General features: G+C 68.6%; 15 protein-coding genes. 8 read left to right on the top strand and 7 right to left on the bottom strand.

What is annotated here, in order from left to right; all coding sequences use genetic code 11:
- Positions 1–37: 37 nt before the first annotated feature.
- A complete protein-coding gene (locus AC1KAR_RS08490) occupies positions 38–1,672 on the bottom strand; it encodes an FMN-binding glutamate synthase family protein (RefSeq protein ID WP_480316449.1) in 1,635 nt (544 codons plus the stop codon).
- Positions 1,673–1,898: 226 nt separating this feature from the next.
- Here AC1KAR_RS08490 and AC1KAR_RS08485 point away from each other — a divergent pair, with 226 nt between their 5' ends.
- Positions 1,899–3,056 (top strand): ABC transporter substrate-binding protein, encoded by a 1,158-nt coding sequence (locus AC1KAR_RS08485; protein WP_480316447.1) that lies wholly within the window; start codon positions 1,899–1,901, stop codon positions 3,054–3,056.
- Here AC1KAR_RS08485 and AC1KAR_RS08480 read toward each other — a convergent pair.
- From AC1KAR_RS08480 to phnF, 6 genes are all read right to left on the bottom strand, one after another.
- Entirely contained in the window at positions 3,053–3,952 is a 900-nt protein-coding gene (locus tag AC1KAR_RS08480; protein ID WP_480316445.1) for an alpha/beta fold hydrolase, read from the bottom strand. The two genes, AC1KAR_RS08485 and AC1KAR_RS08480, sit on opposite strands and share 4 nt — an antisense overlap.
- Before the next feature lie 21 nt (positions 3,953–3,973).
- The gene (locus AC1KAR_RS08475; protein WP_480317801.1) at positions 3,974–5,194 is read right to left on the bottom strand and encodes a URC4/urg3 family protein; all 1,221 of its coding nucleotides are present in this window, start codon (positions 5,192–5,194) and stop codon (positions 3,974–3,976) included.
- Between the two features lie 13 nt (positions 5,195–5,207).
- A complete protein-coding gene (locus AC1KAR_RS08470) occupies positions 5,208–6,482 on the bottom strand; it encodes a GTP cyclohydrolase II (protein ID WP_480316444.1) in 1,275 nt (424 codons plus the stop codon).
- Positions 6,483–6,890: 408 nt separating this feature from the next.
- Positions 6,891–7,472, bottom strand: coding sequence for a phosphonate metabolism protein/1,5-bisphosphokinase (PRPP-forming) PhnN (locus tag AC1KAR_RS08465; protein WP_480316442.1), 582 nt, complete (start codon positions 7,470–7,472; stop codon positions 6,891–6,893).
- Positions 7,469–8,170 carry a DUF1045 domain-containing protein gene (locus AC1KAR_RS08460; protein WP_480316440.1) on the bottom strand — a complete coding sequence of 234 codons (702 nt, stop codon included), beginning with the start codon at positions 8,168–8,170 and terminating at the stop codon, positions 7,469–7,471. Before AC1KAR_RS08460 ends, AC1KAR_RS08465 begins: the two co-directional genes overlap by 4 nt.
- Positions 8,167–8,937, bottom strand: a complete 771-nt coding sequence (phnF, locus tag AC1KAR_RS08455; protein WP_480316438.1) for a phosphonate metabolism transcriptional regulator PhnF — start codon at positions 8,935–8,937, stop codon at positions 8,167–8,169. The genes AC1KAR_RS08460 and phnF overlap by 4 nt, the downstream gene beginning before the upstream one ends.
- A gap of 66 nt (positions 8,938–9,003) precedes the next feature.
- Between phnF and phnG the strand changes: the two genes are divergently transcribed.
- The 7 genes from phnG (at position 9,004) to phnL (ending at position 15,054) form a co-directional block, all read left to right on the top strand.
- On the top strand, positions 9,004–9,501 hold the full coding sequence (gene phnG / locus AC1KAR_RS08450; RefSeq protein WP_480316436.1) for a phosphonate C-P lyase system protein PhnG: 498 nt from the start codon (positions 9,004–9,006) through the stop codon (positions 9,499–9,501).
- Complete coding sequence (gene phnH / locus AC1KAR_RS08445) at positions 9,498–10,118, top strand: phosphonate C-P lyase system protein PhnH (protein ID WP_480316434.1); 621 nt, start codon at positions 9,498–9,500, stop codon at positions 10,116–10,118. The genes phnG and phnH overlap by 4 nt, the downstream gene beginning before the upstream one ends.
- Positions 10,118–11,293, top strand: coding sequence for a carbon-phosphorus lyase complex subunit (locus tag AC1KAR_RS08440; RefSeq protein WP_480316432.1), 1,176 nt, complete (start codon positions 10,118–10,120; stop codon positions 11,291–11,293). Before phnH ends, AC1KAR_RS08440 begins: the two co-directional genes overlap by 1 nt.
- Positions 11,290–12,135 carry an alpha-D-ribose 1-methylphosphonate 5-phosphate C-P-lyase PhnJ gene (locus tag AC1KAR_RS08435; protein ID WP_480316430.1) on the top strand — a complete coding sequence of 282 codons (846 nt, stop codon included), beginning with the start codon at positions 11,290–11,292 and terminating at the stop codon, positions 12,133–12,135. Before AC1KAR_RS08440 ends, AC1KAR_RS08435 begins: the two co-directional genes overlap by 4 nt.
- The gene (locus AC1KAR_RS08430; protein WP_480316428.1) at positions 12,125–12,577 is read left to right on the top strand and encodes a GNAT family N-acetyltransferase; all 453 of its coding nucleotides are present in this window, start codon (positions 12,125–12,127) and stop codon (positions 12,575–12,577) included. Before AC1KAR_RS08435 ends, AC1KAR_RS08430 begins: the two co-directional genes overlap by 11 nt.
- Positions 12,578–13,436: 859 nt before the next feature.
- On the top strand, positions 13,437–14,216 hold the full coding sequence (gene phnK / locus AC1KAR_RS08425; RefSeq protein ID WP_480316426.1) for a phosphonate C-P lyase system protein PhnK: 780 nt from the start codon (positions 13,437–13,439) through the stop codon (positions 14,214–14,216).
- A 148-nt stretch (positions 14,217–14,364) separates the two neighbouring features.
- On the top strand, positions 14,365–15,054 hold the full coding sequence (gene phnL, locus AC1KAR_RS08420) for a phosphonate C-P lyase system protein PhnL (protein ID WP_480316424.1): 690 nt from the start codon (positions 14,365–14,367) through the stop codon (positions 15,052–15,054).
- The last annotated feature ends 5 nt before the right edge of the window (positions 15,055–15,059 follow it).

Genomic DNA, 15,059 nt, shown 5'->3' with positions numbered 1-15,059 from the left:
GGCATCCCCATGAACCCGTGCCGGGCCTCCCCGTGTTTCAGGGGGGTGGTGTGGCCGCGAAGCTGTGGGCGTTCGCGATCGGCCAGAAGAGCTCGAACACACGCTGGTTCACCATGCCGCCGTTCATCAACTCGCCGGGCTTCACGAACGGCAGCAGCGTCGACAGCGCCTTCACATGGTGATCGCTGCAGCGGCGCACGATGTGGGAGGCGGTGATCGCGCCCGGGTGCGTGAGGCCCGCGGCCTGTACCAGCTCCTGCAGCGCCAGCATGGTGCTGTGGTGGTACTGGTAGACGCGATCGGCCTTGGTCGGCACGACCAGCGCGCGCTGCCGCTGCGCGTCTTGCGTGGCCACGCCCGTGGGGCAGGTGCCCGTATGGCACGACTGCGACTGGATGCAGCCGAGCGCGAACATGAAGCCGCGCGCCGAATTGCACCAGTCGGCGCCGAGCGCCATCATGCGCGCGATGTCGAAGGCGCTGATCACCTTGCCGGCGCAGCCGAGACGGATCTTGTCGCGCAGGTTCAGCCCCACCAGCGTGTTGTGCACCAGCAGCAGGCCCTCTTGCAGCGGTGCGCCCACGTGGTCAGTGAACTCCACCGGCGCCGCGCCGGTGCCACCCTCTGCGCCATCGACCACGATGAAGTCGGGCGTGATGCCGGTCTCGACCATGGCCTTGGCAATCGCGAACCATTCCCACGGCAGACCGATGCACAGCTTGAACCCGGTGGGTTTGCCGCCCGACAGTTCTCGCAGGGTCTCGATGAAGTTCAGCATCTCGATCGGTGTGCTGAATGCGCTGTGCCGGGCCGGTGAGTTGCAATCGACCCAGGGCGTGATGCCGCGCGCCGCCGCGATCTCTGGCGTGACCTTGGGGCCTGGGAGCATGCCACCGTGGCCGGGCTTGGCGCCCTGGCTGAGCTTGATCTCGATCATCTTGACCTGCGGGTCGCGCGCGTTCGCTGCAAAGCGCTCCGCACTGAAGCTGCCGTCGTCGTTGCGGCAACCGAAGTAGCCCGAGGCCACCTCCCAGATCAAATCACCGCCGTGCACGCGGTGGTACTGGCTGATCGAGCCTTCGCCGGTGTCGTGTGCGAAACCGCCGCGCTTGGCGCCGGCATTCAACGCGAGGATCGCGTTGGCCGACAGCGAGCCGAAACTCATCGCCGAGATGTTGAACACGCTGGCCGAATAGGGCTGCGCGCGGCCCGCGCCGATGGTCACCCGAAAGTCGTGCGACGGCAGCGCCGAAGGCATGAGCGAGTGGTTGATCCATTCATAACCGTTTGCACCCACGTCCATCTGCGTGCCGAAGGGCCGCTTGTCGAGCTCACCCTTGGCGCGCTGGTACACGAGCGAGCGCTGCTGACGCGAGAACGGCGCGGCTTCGTTGTCGCTCTCGATGAAGTACTGGCGCATCTCGGGCCGGATGTACTCGAGCAGAAACCGCACATGCCCGATCACCGGGTAGTTGCGCAGCACCGAGTGCTTGGTCTGGATCACGTCGCGCACGCCCAGCCCCACCAGCAGCACGAACCCCAGTGCCAGGCCGCCCCCCGTGCCGAAGGCGATCTGCGTGAAGGCGCACAGCAAGGCGGCCACGGCGCACAGCAGCCACACGGTGTAGCGGACAGGAAAGTGGCGGTTGAGCGCGAGGATCCAGGCGTGCATGAACGGGCTTTCTCGGGCAGTGAGGTGGGTTTGAAAGGAGGCGTGAGGGGGCGTTCCGCATTGCAGCCCAAAGGGTGGCTCGACCCTGTTGGGCAAAACCCTCGTCGACATGCGAGCGCACACCCACTAGCCTGCGTACCCTGCTCGGCGCGCCAGCAAATGGCTTGCGTGACGGCAGCGGGGCCACTCACATGGCCCGTCAGTCAAAGCATCAGGAGGGACCACGATGATCAAGCGCCGAGATTTACTCAAGCATGCGGGCGGTACCGCCGCCGCGATCGGCACGGCCGCGTGGTGGCTGCCAGCACATGCCGCAGCAGAAACCGCCATCGGAGCGAAGCACATCACCATCGCCAACTCGATCGCACTGACCGGGCCGCTGGGTAACGCGGGCCTGGAGCACAACGCGGCCATCCGCGCGGCGTTCTCGCAGATCAACAAGGCCGGTGGCGTGAACGGGCGCGAGCTTCGTTTCGTCACGAGCGACGACGGCTATGCGGCGGCCCGCACGGTCGAGAACGTGAAGAAGCTGATCGATGGCGATCGCGCGTTCGCCCTCATGTCCATCATCGGCACGCCGAACACGGGCGCGATCCTGCCGCTGACCGAGAAGGCCGGCATTCCGCTGCTGGGCCCGATCACCGGTGCGGCCTCGCTGCGCAAGCCGGAGCACCGCTCGGTGTTCCACATCCGCCCGAGCTATACCGATGAAGTCACGCGCATGGTGCAGCAGCTCGTGCGCATGGGCCTGCACGACATCGCGGTCGTCTACCTCGACAACCCGTTCGGCAAAGAAGTGCTCGGCAATGCGCAACGCGCGCTCGGCGAGCACGGCATGACGGCGATCGCCGCGATCCCGCTCGCGGTGGATGGCAGCAACCACGCAGAAGTGGCGCAGCGCATCGTCGAGAGCAAGGCCGGCGCGGCCTTCCTCGGCACCACGGGCACCGGCACGACCGACATGATCCTGTCGCTGCGCGAGAAGGCGGCGGGCCTGCCGGTGATCGGGCTGTCGGTCAGCTTCACAGACACCAAGCGCCTGGGCAAGCACCTCACCGGCCTGGCTGCGGCCTCGGTGTTCCCGAATGGCAATGCCACCAAGTACGCCGTGGTGCGCGCCTACAAGGCCTCGCTCGCCGAGGCCGACGAGAAGGCACCACTCAGCCTGGGGCTCGAGAGCTGGATCAACGCGCAGGTCATGGCCGAGGGCATCCGCCGCGCCGGGCGCGACATCACGCGCGACAAGCTGCGCGCGGCGCTGGCAAGCATCCACGACTTCTCCGTGGGCGAGGTGGTGATCGACTTCGGCAATGCCAGCCCCTATGTCGGCACATCGAACGTCAAGCTCGGCGTGTTCGGCGCCGACGGGGTGTTGCGGGCCTAAGGCCACTCGAAGAAGCCATCGATGGCGCGCGCCACCTCGGCGTGTGCCTCTTCGGGCACGAAGTGCCCCGTCGGCAGCGCCTGCCCGCTGACCACGCCGCCGCACTGCGCCTGCCACAGCGCGACCGGGTCGAACAGCCGATGCACCACGCCGCGCTCGCCCCACAACACCAGTGTGTCGCACGCGATGCGTTCGCCGGCCGCGCGCGAAGCGCGGTCGTGGCTGAGGTCGATGCTGGCTGCTGCGCGGTAGTCTTCACAAAAGCCGTGGATGTTCTCGGGCTGCGAGAACGCACGCTCGTAGTCGGCCAGAGCCTCGGGTTCGATGTAGCCCAGGCCTTGGCTGCCCCAGCCACCGAGCGTCCAGTGCAGCGTGAACAGCGGGTCACCGCCGATCAGCCGCTCGGGCACCGGCGCCGGCTGGATCAGCATGAACCAGTGGTAGTACGCGCTAGCAAAGCGCATGTCGGTGGCTTCGTACATGTCGAGCGTGGGCGCGATGTCGATCACGCACAGCCGGCTCACTGCCTGCGCATGGTCGAGTGCGATCCGGTGTGCCACGCGGCCGCCGCGGTCGTGGCCGACGAGGCCGAAGCGATCGTGGCCCAGGGTGCGCATCAAGGCCACCATGTCGGCCGCCATCGCGCGTTTGCTGTGGTTCGAGTGCTCGGGCGCGTCAGGCGGCTGCGACGACTGACCGTAGGCGCGCAGGTCGGGCATCACGAGAAAGAAGCGGTCTTTGAGCGCTTGCGCGACGCGGTGCCAGATGGCGTGCGTCTGCGGGAAGCCATGCAACAGCAGCAACGGTGGCGCACCCGCGCGCCCGCCGCTGCGCGCAAAGATGCGCTGGCCGTTCACCTCGTGCACCTGGGCGTCGAAGCCTGCGAACCAGTTCATTGCGCGTGCCTCGATGGCGTTTCAGAACACCGTGCCGTCGCTCTCGATGGCCAGAGGCGGAGCACCGCCATCGCGCAGGCTGCGCGCGATCTCGCGGCCCGCGGCCCAGGTGCCGCCTTCGAGAATGCACGCCAGCGGCAGTTCTTCGGCCGTCTTGTTCAGCCGCTCGCGCACGCGCGGGGCGAGCACGTCGAGCAGGGCGACGGTGAGCGCTCGCCATTCGATGATGGCCTCGTCGCTTGCGCGGTGGGTGCGCGTGGCAAACGTCGCGTCGTTGGGCACGATCACGCGTGCGTCGAGCAGCAGCCCGCCGTTGCGGTACTCAGGCAACCCGGTGAGGCCGTCGAGTTCGGTCAGCGTGACACCCGCCCACTCGAAAGGCTCGAGCAGCGAGTAAGTGAGCCATTGGCTGAGCTTGTGGAACGGCACCCAGCCGGCCGTGAGGCCGCTGCCGCCGGCTTGCGGATGTGGCCAGCAATCGCCGAGCGGCACGCCGCCGAGCGTGCTGCCGGTAAGCCAGATCGGGCCCAGGTGTTCGAGCAGTGCCTGCAGCACGCGCGGTGCGGCCAGGCGGTGGCTGTGGCCGTGCTGGGTGAGCGCATCGAACAGGCCGCCCGGGCGGCCCTCACCGCCGAAGACTTCGGGCTGCTGCTGCATCACCTCGGCCAGGCGGCGCAACAGCGTCGCGCGGCCTTCCAGCCCGACGAGCGGGTTGTCGTCACGCACCTGGAACACCTCGGCCAGCAGCGCCGCATCGACACGCTGCAAGGCCCGTGCATCGACCCGGTATGGGTCGCCGGCATCGGATGAGAAGCGCCCCTGCATGAAAGCGCGGAAGCTCGCCACGCCCAGGCCTTCGGAGCGCGTGAAGCCCTGCGCCGTCTCGGCCTCGGCATAGCGCCACTGCGCACCGGCGCCGGCATCGAGCAGCACGCTCACGAGTGTGAGATCGATGCGTGCGCGCGCCTGCGCGGCATGGTGCCGGCCGGCCAGCGCTGCATCGAGTTCGACCTTGCGCGGCACGCCACCGGCCTCGAAGTGGCGCCAGCGGCTGTGGTACGGGATGCGCAGATCGGGGTAGTTGCGCCGCGTGACCTGCTCGACGCGGCGTGCCACTTCGTCGAGCTGGCTCAGGTGCAGCGTGAAGTGGCGCGAGTGGCCTTGCTCGGCGGCGCGCAGGATGTTGTTGCAGCGCTCGCGGATGGTGGCCGTCGAGAGCAGGGGGGACGACGCAGCAGTCATCTTGAGGCTGACCTCAGTCAAGGTTGCGGCCCTTCGTGGCGGCGAGCTTCACGTCGTCGGGCACGCTGCCGTCGGTGAAGTAACCGGCCGCGATCTTGGCCTGGATCTCCACCGCTGCATCGGCCGGCACCAGTTCATCGGGGATCTTGATGCGTTCGCCGACCTCGATGCCGCTGCCGGTGATGGCGTCGTACTTGTCGTTGCTCATGCTGACCAGGCGGTGGATCTTCTTGATGCCGAGCCAATGCAGCACGTCGGGCATCAGCTCCTGGAAGCGCATGTCCTGCACGCCGGCCACGCACTCGGTGCGCAGGAAATACTTGTCGGCGCTGTCGCCGCCCACCTGGCGCTTGCGCGCGTTGTAGACCAGGAACTTGGTGACCTCGCCCAGCGCGCGGCCCTCCTTGCGGCTGTAGGCGATCAACCCCACGCCGCCGGCCTGCGCGCCCTTGATGCACTCTTCGATCGCGTGCGTGAGGTAGGGCCGGCAGGTGCAGATGTCGGAGCCGAACACATCCGAGCCATTGCACTCGTCGTGCACGCGCGCGGTGAGCGTGACATTCGGGTTGGCCAGGTCGGCCGGGTTGCCGAAGATATAGAGCGTCTGCCCGCCGATCGGCGGCAGGAAGATGCCGATGTCGCTGCGCGTGACCAGCTCGGGGTACATGCCGCCGGTCTCTTCGAACATCACCCGGCGCAGGTCGGCCTCGCTCACGTTGAAGCGTTTGGCCACGCCTTCGATCCACCACACCGGTTCGACCGCGATCTTGGTGACCATGGCCGACGAATCTTCGAGCAGGTACTTGCCATCGGGCTTGAGCCGCTGGAAGGCGATCGCCTGCTTGATCTCGGGAAGGTGCACGTGCGCCTGGGTCACGGCGATGGTCGGGCGGATGTCGTAGCCCTGTGCGATCTGCTCGGCGAATACGTCGCCGACGGCCGCGCCCCACGGGTCGATCGAGACGATCTTGTGCGGGTCGCCCCATTGCGGGTAGGGGCCGATGGGCGTGGTGGGCGAGGTGTTGGTGAGGTCGGCGCGATGGCCCTTGACCAGGTTGCCGGCCGCCACCGCCAGTGCTCGGTACACGCCATAGCTGCCGCTGTGCGTGCCGATCACGTTGCGGTGCGCGCGGTTCGTGGTCGTGCCGATGACCGGGCCGCGCTCGGCGGGTGTCGCGGCGCCCCAGTGGATGTGCGGCGTGGCGTTGGGCCCCTGCTGGCCGGGGTGAGAGGTCAATCGGATGTGCTTGGCCGCCTTGGCGAGCTCGGCCGTCTTCTCGGGGGTCATGTGCTGCTCCTGTGGGGGCTCACGGCGCGATCCAGCATACGCCTGGGCCATCGGCGTGTTGTACGCCAGTGGCCCCTGCTTGCAAAGCCCGTGCCGCGTTCCGGCAACTAGGGCCTGTTCACACCAAATGAGCCCCCACGTGACTCATCAAAAGCCCGCCAACGAGGCGCAAAGCGCAGCTGTAGCACTTGCTACAGCGAGCATTTGCAACGCTGTGGGCGGGCTTTTGATGAGATCACCCGAAGGGCCAAGGCCTGTGGGCGCGCACGGCGGCGTTGCAGCCTCGTTGTGTGCCGCGGGCACACGGCCTCGGCCGCGCCTTGCCGTCCGCGCCCACAGGCCTTGGCGTGGGGGCTCATTTAGTGTGAACAGGCCCTAATGCACAGAGCCGCGGCGTTCGTGCCGCCTTCAGCGAACGGCCTGCTCCGAGACAAGGCCGCGCCACCAGCGGTGCAGGCCTTGCGCCACTTCGGCGAGTGCGCTGTCGTTCACGAGCCGCAGGTCGGCCTGTACCGGCGGCAGATCACGCCGCAAGCGTGCGTCGAGCGCGGTGGCGTCTTCTCGCCCCCGGCCGGCCAGGCGTGCCGCCCGCAAGGCGCTCGACGCGGTGATCTCGACCACGCGCAGGCCGCTCGCCTGCGAGCGCAGCACGGGCAGGTGTTCGCGCGAGCTGTTCAAGACCACCCAGGCGCCCCGGGCGAGGGGCGCGAAGGCACGGTGCCGAACGCCATAGTGCAGGCCGTGCGCAGACCAGGTGGTGGCGAACGCGCCCAGCGCCTGCAAGGCGGCGAAGTCGGCCTCGCTTGCGGGCTCGTGGTCTTCGGTGCCGCCATCGGCCACGCGCGTGATTACGCGCTGCGCCAGGCACACCTCGGGCTGCGGCTCGCGCAGGGCGGCCCAGGCGCGCAGCACGCTGTCCTTGCCGGCACCGGACGGGCCGACGACAACGATCAGGCGCTCGGCATGGGGAATGCGGGTCAAGGTGTTCATGTCGCGTGGTGCAAAGGGTAGCGGCGCAGCAGCCTCAGCGGCTCGCCGGGGCCAGGTTCGATGAACAGGCAGAGCGCGTCGCAGCGCAAGGGCTCGGCGAGCGCCTTTGCAAAGTGCGCCTCGGCCACGCACTGCAGATCGCTGCGCAGTTCGGCGTCGGGCGGCAGGCTGTCGCTCAGGGTCATGTGAAAGCGCCAGTGCGCGAGCACGTGCGGGTAGCCGTAGCGCGCCAGAAGGTCGCGCTGGGTGTCGCTGAGCGAGTCTGCGCGCCGGCGTTGCAGCTCTTCGGGCGTGGCGGGCGCGCGAAAACTGTCGAGCCCGATCACGCACGCATCGGCGAGGCGGTGCAGCGGGTGTTCGCCACTCAGCGCCTGCGTGGGCTGCAAGGCCAGGAAGCCCGACAGCCACTGAACTGACAGCGCGGGCATCGCGAACCTTGCCGTGCCGCTGGCCAACTGCGCCAACGCGCTGTGCAGGGCGGCTTCGCTGTGGCCGGCCGCAAGGCGCATCGGCGGCTTGAGCGTGGCATGGAACCCGTAGCGCCACGGCTCGACGCGGTGCGGGCGCGGTGCGGCGGGCGCGGCATCGCTTGCCGGATCGCGCCCGAGCCAGGCGCAGCCGGCCGACCACAGCGCGTGGCCGGGCTCGGGCGCGTAGTACACGGCGTAGCGTGGGGCTGCAGCGGGGGGCGCGGTCACGCGTCGGGCTCCACCGTGAGTTGCACGGCATCGGCTGCGAAGAGCGTGTGGCCGGCCTCGACCGGCGCACCGCTCGCATCCACGTTCACATAGCGCACCACCAGCACGGGTTGCGTGGCAGGGCGCGCGAGCGCATCGGCCTCGGCGGCGGTGGGCAGGCGGCACGACACCACGCTGCGCGCGCGGGTGTAGTCGGCCACACCCAGCTGGCGCAGCGCAGCGGTGATGCTGCGGGTGTCGTTGAAGGCCTCGACGATGCCCGCCAGCCGCGGCAGCGGGTAGGCCGCAGTGCACAGGCTCACGGGGCGGCCGCGCACGCTCGCGCGGGTGTACATGATCTGCACCTCGGCCTGCGGCGGCTGGTCGAGATCGCGCGCCCAGTGCTCGCCTTCGTGCAAGCCACGTATGCGCTCATGGCCCATCAACTCGCGCTGCGCGGTCTCGCCGGCGGCGGCCAGGTTCTGCGTCAGGCGGGTGCGGCGGCGCAGCGCGTAGTCGAGCACCAGTTCGCGCACGTAGGTGCCGCTGCCTTGGGCCACGCGCACATAGCCGTCGCGGGCCAGCGCCTGCACGGCCTGGCGCAGGGTGTGGCGGTTCACACCGAAGCGCGCCGCCAGCAACGATTCGTTGGGCAGGCGCTCGCCGGGGCTCAGGCGGCCTTCGGCAATGTCGCGCCGCAACTCGGTGGCGATCAGCTCCCAGCGCCGCACGCCGCTCGGCAGGGTGGCGGGGCCTTCGTCGTGTTGTGAAGATGAATCCAGGGTCATGTCAAGAAACCGTCACAGCGGTGTTTGATACTTGGGCCATCCTACAGTCATCTAGATGACATTGGCATGACCGAACCCCACACTTCCAACGCTCCTCACGCCGCGCCAGAGGCCCAACGCAAGCGGCAGGACTGGCTCGCCGTGCTGGCCCATGCGCCGCGCGCCGAACTGGCCCGCCACGCCGAGGCCGCGGCGCGCGAGCACCGCTTCGACTGGCTGCGCGAACCCGAGACCGGCCTGGCACTGGTGCGTGCGCGCATCGCCAACCAGGGCGACCGATTCAACCTCGGAGAAGCCACGCTCACCCGCTGCATCGCCCGCGTGCGCCTCGGCGAGCACACCACGGCCGGCGTCGGCCACGTGCTGGGTCGCGACGACGACCGCGCCCGCTGGGTCGCGCAGCTCGATGCCTTGCTGCAGCAGCCCACGCTGCAGGCGCACCTGCTCACCCACGTGATCGAGCCGTTGCGCAGCGCATGCCATGCCGCGCGTGCGGCCGAGCGCACCCGCCATGCGGCGAGCCGCGTGTCTTTCTACACCTTGCAATCGGAGCTCGCGCCATGACGGCCCCTCACTTGCTGGCCGACATGCCGCACGGCCTGGCCGATGCCACGCACGACGCCCAAGACGTGTTCCGCAGCGTCCTGGATGCGCTTTCGCGCCCCGGCCGCCTGCAAACACTCGCCGCGAGCGATGGCCTGCAAGCGCCGGCCCCGCTCTCGCGCGGCCTGACCGCGCTGTTGCTCACCCTGCTCGACGCCGAAACCTCGCTGCATCTGCAGGGCCCGCTGGCGAGCGATGCCGCGTGGATGTACTGCCGCTTCCACACCGGCGTGCAGCGCGCCGCGCAGCCAGGCGAGGCGAGCTTCGTGGCCGTGCGCGCCGCCGATGCGTTGCTCGATGGCCTGTCGATCGGCAGCGACGAGGCACCGCAGGACGGCGCCACGCTGCTGGTCGAAGTGCCCAGCCTCGCGCACGAGCGCGGCCACGGCCTGCGACTTGCCGGCCCGGGCATCGAACAGGAGCAGCGCATCGGCGTGTGTGGCCTGTCGCGCGTCTTCTGGCAACAGCGCATCGCGATGCAGCCGCTGTTCCCGCGCGGTATCGACCTGCTTCTGGTGTGCGGCTCGCAGCTCATCGGCGTGCCGCGCTCCACCCACATCACCTTCGAGGAAGCCTGATGTACATCGCAGTCAAAGGCGGAGAAGCCGCCATCGAAGCCTCGCGCCGATTGCTCGCAGACGCGCGCCGTGGCGACCCGGCCGTGCGCGAGCTGGAGGTGGCGCAGATCCGCGAGCAACTCGGCCTGCTGGTCGACCGCGTGATGGCCGAGGCCTCGCTCTACGACCCCGAGTTGGCCGCGCTCGCGCTCAAGCAGGCGCGCGGTGATGCGGTCGAGGCCGTCTTCTTGCTGCGTGCCTACCGCACCACGCTGCCCCGCCTGGCGGCAACCGAAGCGCTGGACACGCAGCGCATGCGTGTGCGCCGCCGTGTCTCGGCGATCTTCAAGGACCTGCCGGGCGGCCAGTTGCTCGGGCCGACCTACGATTACACGCAGCGGTTGATCGACTTCTCTCTGCTCGACGCCAGTGCGCCGCCGACCGAGATGACCCAAACCACCTCGATGACCGGCGCACCGGAGAGCGACCACATCCCGCATGCGCTCGACACGCTGGCCGCGCAAGGTCTGATCGAACCCGCCCAACCCAGCGAGGGCGACCCGCCCCCACCCGACATCACCCGCGACCCGCCGGTCTACCCGCTGCCGCGCAGCGCACGCCTGCAGATGCTCGCGCGCGCCGACGAAGGCTGGGTGCTCGGCATGGCCTATGCCACCCAGCGCGGCTACGCGCACACGCACCCGTTCGGCGGCGACATTCGCTACGGCTGCGTGGCGGTGGAGATCGTGCCCGACGAGCTGGGCTTCCCGATTGAGATCGGCGAGATCGAACTCACCGAGTGCCAGATGATCAACCAGTTCGAAGGCTCGGCCACCGCGCCGCCGCAGTTCACGCGCGGCTACGGCCTCGTCTACGGCCACGGCGAGCGCAAGGCGATGGCGATGTCCCTGGTGGACCGCGCACTGCGCGCCGACGAGTTCGGCGAAGAAGCCACCGCACCGGTGCAGCAGCAGGAGTTCGTGCTGCCGCACAGCGACAGCATCGAGGCCTCGGGCTTCGTGCAGCACTTGAAGCTGCCGCACTATGTGACCTTCGAGTCGGAGCTGCAGCTGATCCGCACGCTTCGCGAGGACTTCGACAAGGCAGAGCGGGCCGAGCGCTGGGCCGCTCCCGAGCCGGCCCGCATCCCCTCGGGGGATCGACCGGCGTACTCGACGGACGAGGGGCAGACATGATCCAGGGCTACAACTTTGCCTATCTGGACGAGCGCTCGAAGCGAATGATTCGCAGAGCGATCCTGAAGGCTGTCGCCATCCCCGGCCACCAGGTTCCGTTCGGATCCCGCGAGATGCCGCTGGCCTACGGCTGGGGCACGGGCGGCATCCAGGTCACCGCTGCCATCCTCGGCCAGCACGACGTGCTCAAGGTCATCGACCAGGGCAGTGACGACACGACCAACGCCGTCAACATCCGCCAGTTCTTCGCGCGCACCACCGGCGTGGCCACCACCGAGCGCACGCGCGAGGCCACCGTGATCCAGACGCGCCACCGCATCCCCGAGGCGCCCTTGAAGGAAGGGCAGGTGCTGGTCTACCAGGTGCCGCAGCCCGAGGCGCTGTACCGGCTCGAACCGCGCCGCAGCGAGACGCTCAAGCTGCACGCCTGCGAGGAGTACGGCCTCGTCAACGTGAAGCTCTACGAAGACCTGGCGCACTGGGGCCGCGTGGAGACGACCTACGACTACCCGGTGCGGGTGAACGGGCGCTACGTGATGTCGCCTTCACCGATCCCGAGCTTCGACAACCCGAAGATGCACCGCAACCCGGCGTTGCAGCTCTTCGGCGCGGGCCGCGAGAAGCGCATCTACGCCGTGCCACCCTACACGGACGTGAAGAGCCTCGACTTCGAGGACCACCCCTTCCGCGTGGAGCCGCAAGGCCATGCCTGTGCGCTGTGCGGCTGCACCACGAGCTACCTCGACGAAGTGGTGCGCGATGGCGGCGAGACGCTGTGGACCTGCTCCGACACCGACTGGTGCCGCGAGAAGCAAGAAGAGGGTGCAGCGCATGCACGCTGAACTCGAAGTGCGGCCAGCCATGCGCGAGGACATCCGTACGTTGATCGAGCTCTACACCGCGGCGGGGCTGGACACGCGCGGTGCGCACGGCGAGGTGGAGACGGTGGCCGCGTGGGATCGGTTGTTTGCTGCGGTGCCGTCGGCGAGCGTGTTCCTCTTTTCGCTGGGTGGGCGGCCGGTCGGGACCTACACGCTCTTCATCCTGCCGCTGCTGGCGCACAAGGGCGCGCCCGAGGCGATCGTGGAAGACGTGGCGGTGCACCCTGAGGCGCAGGGGCAGGGCATCGGCCGCTCGATGATGGAGCATGCGATGGCGCTGGCGCGTGAGGCTAGCTGCTACAAGCTCGCACTGTCGTCGAACCAGCGGCGTACGCAGGCGCATGCGTTCTATGAGCGGCTGGGGTTTGAGCGGCATGGGTTCAGCTTTGCGGTGGTGCTGTGATGGTTGGCCTTCGCTTCTTGTCCGCGTCCGCGTCTTCGCGCATGCCTCGGCCCGCTCGGGCCGAGGTATCGAAGCCCCGTGCTGCTCTTGGCGGGTCTTGTTCACTGCGTGAGGCCGCGCCGGGATGTGCGCCCGGCGGCGCAGTCCCTTTTCTTTGCTTGCCCAAAGAAAAGGAACCAAAAGAAAGGGCACCCCGTTCGCCGGTCGGCCTAGGGCCGACTGCTCTGCGCTGCTCGGGCTTGAGGGTGGGGGCAGAAACTCGCTCCGTGAGCAGAGCTCACTGCGCTCAAACATCTGCCCCAAGTCAGTTGTTGAAGCGCGCTGCACGCGCCACCCTCAAGCCCTGCGCTGCTCGACGACTCTCAGGGGCCCCGGAATGCCTCGCCAGCGTTGCTGGCATCGAATCCATCGAACGCGTATGGGCCGACGCGAAGCGAGGCCCGGCTGGCGTTCGCTCTTCCCCTTCGGACGAGCTGAGCAGCGCAGGGCTTTGGGGCAGCGTGCGAAGCACGCTTCGTCAACTGACTTCGCGCCGCCTGTCTGAACGCAGCGGCCGCAGGCCGCGAAGTGTGTTGGGCGCGGGCCCCAAAGACCGAGCAGCGCAAGGCAGCCCTCGCGCAGCGAGGGCCGAGGAGGCAGGGTCGCCTTTTCTTGGTTACTTCTTTTGGCGAAGCAAAAGAAGTAACTCGGCCGCCGGGCCGAAACCCCGGCAACGGCATCACGCAGTGAACAAGTCACACGACAAGAGGCACCACCTGAGTGGGCCTTCGATACCTCAGGCTGAGCGGTTGGTGGTGTGCGATCAGGTCGCACGGGCTGTGCCGCGCAAGCAAACCGGGCGACCCAACGGAGCAACACCATGACAACCCCACTCCTCCAAGTCGAGCACCTGCACCACCGCTTTCCCCTCGGCACCCGCCCCGCCGTCGCCGACGCCAGCCTCACCCTCCACGCGGGCGAAGTCGTCGCCCTCGTCGGCGAATCCGGCTCCGGCAAGAGCACGCTGCTCAACTGCATTGCCGGCCGCCTGCAACCAACGCAGGGCCGCGTGCTCTACACCGCCGAAGACGGCCGCGTGCTCGACGTGCACCGCCTCACCGAGCGCGAGCGCCGCCAGCTTGAGCGCACCGAGTGGGGCCACGTGCAGCAAGACGCCACCCTCGGTCTGCGCATGAACGTGAGCGCCGGCGCCAACATCGGCGAGCGGCTGATGGGCCAGGGCGATCGCCACTACGGCCGCCTGCGCGAAGCCGCCACCGACTGGATGGGCCGCGTGGAGCTGCAAGCCGAACGCATCGACGACTCGCCACGGGCCTTCTCGGGTGGCATGCGCCAGCGCCTGCAGATCGCGCGCAACCTGGTCACGCACCCGCGCCTGGTGCTGATGGACGAGCCGACCTCGGGGCTCGATGTGTCGGTGCAGGCCAAGCTGCTCGACCTGATCCGGCTGTTGGTGGCCAGGCTGCACCTCTCGGCCCTCATCGTCACGCACGACCTGGGCGTGGCGCGCCTGCTCGCGCACCGCACGCTGGTGATGCGCGAGGGGCGCATCGTCGAGCAGGGGCTGACGGATCGGGTGCTGGACGATCCGCAGCATGCGTATACGCAGTTGCTGGTGTCGTCGGTGGTGGCGCCGTAAGGGCTCGGGCATGCATGAGATTGGCGTGGGCCTTCGATCCCTCAGGCTGAGCGGGCTGAGATCGGTGATGGCTTCCCTTTCTTCGCGTGCCACCACCCGCTCAGCCTGAGGTATCGAAGGCCCGCTCCCCGTTTGCACGAGAACAACCATGCTCCACATCCACTCCCTCTCCAAGCACTTCACCCTCCACCTTCGCGGCGGCCTGCAACTGCCGGTGCTCAAGAGCGTGTCGCTCGACGTGCAGGCCGGCGAATGCGTGGCCCTGCTCGGTGCGTCAGGGCAAGGCAAGAGCACCTTGATGAAATGCCTTTACGGCAGCTACGGAACCGATGCAGGTTCGATCTGGTTCGATGCCAGCGCAGGCCGCGTCGACATCGCCCAGGCCACGCCGCAGCAGATGCTCTCGTTGCGACAGCGCGACATCGCCTACGTGAGCCAGTTCCTGCGCGCCGTGCCGCGCGTGCCGGCGGTCGACGTGGTGGCCGAGCGCTGGCTGCAGGCACGCCCCGAGCTGGATGCGGATGAGGCCCAAGAGGCCGCACGCGACGAAGCGCGCCGCCTCTTCGCCCGCCTGAACCTGCCCGAGAGCCTGTGGACGCTACCGCCCGCCACGTTCTCCGGCGGCGAGCAGCAGCGCGTGAACATCGCACGGGGCTTCATCGAGCCCGCGCGCCTGCTGCTGCTCGACGAGCCGACGGCCTCCCTCGATGCGGCCAACCGCCGTGTCGTCATCGAGCTCATCCACGAAGCGCGAGACGCCGGCAGCGCCGTGGTCGGCATCTTCCACGATGAAGAAGTGCGCGACGCCGTGGCCAGCCGCTGCGTGGCCATCCAGTGAGAGGA

The organism is Piscinibacter sp. PDB1-1 (assembly GCF_056675995.1).
Note: the sequence above shows the minus strand (reverse complement) of the source record. Positions and strands in the feature narration are given on the sequence as shown.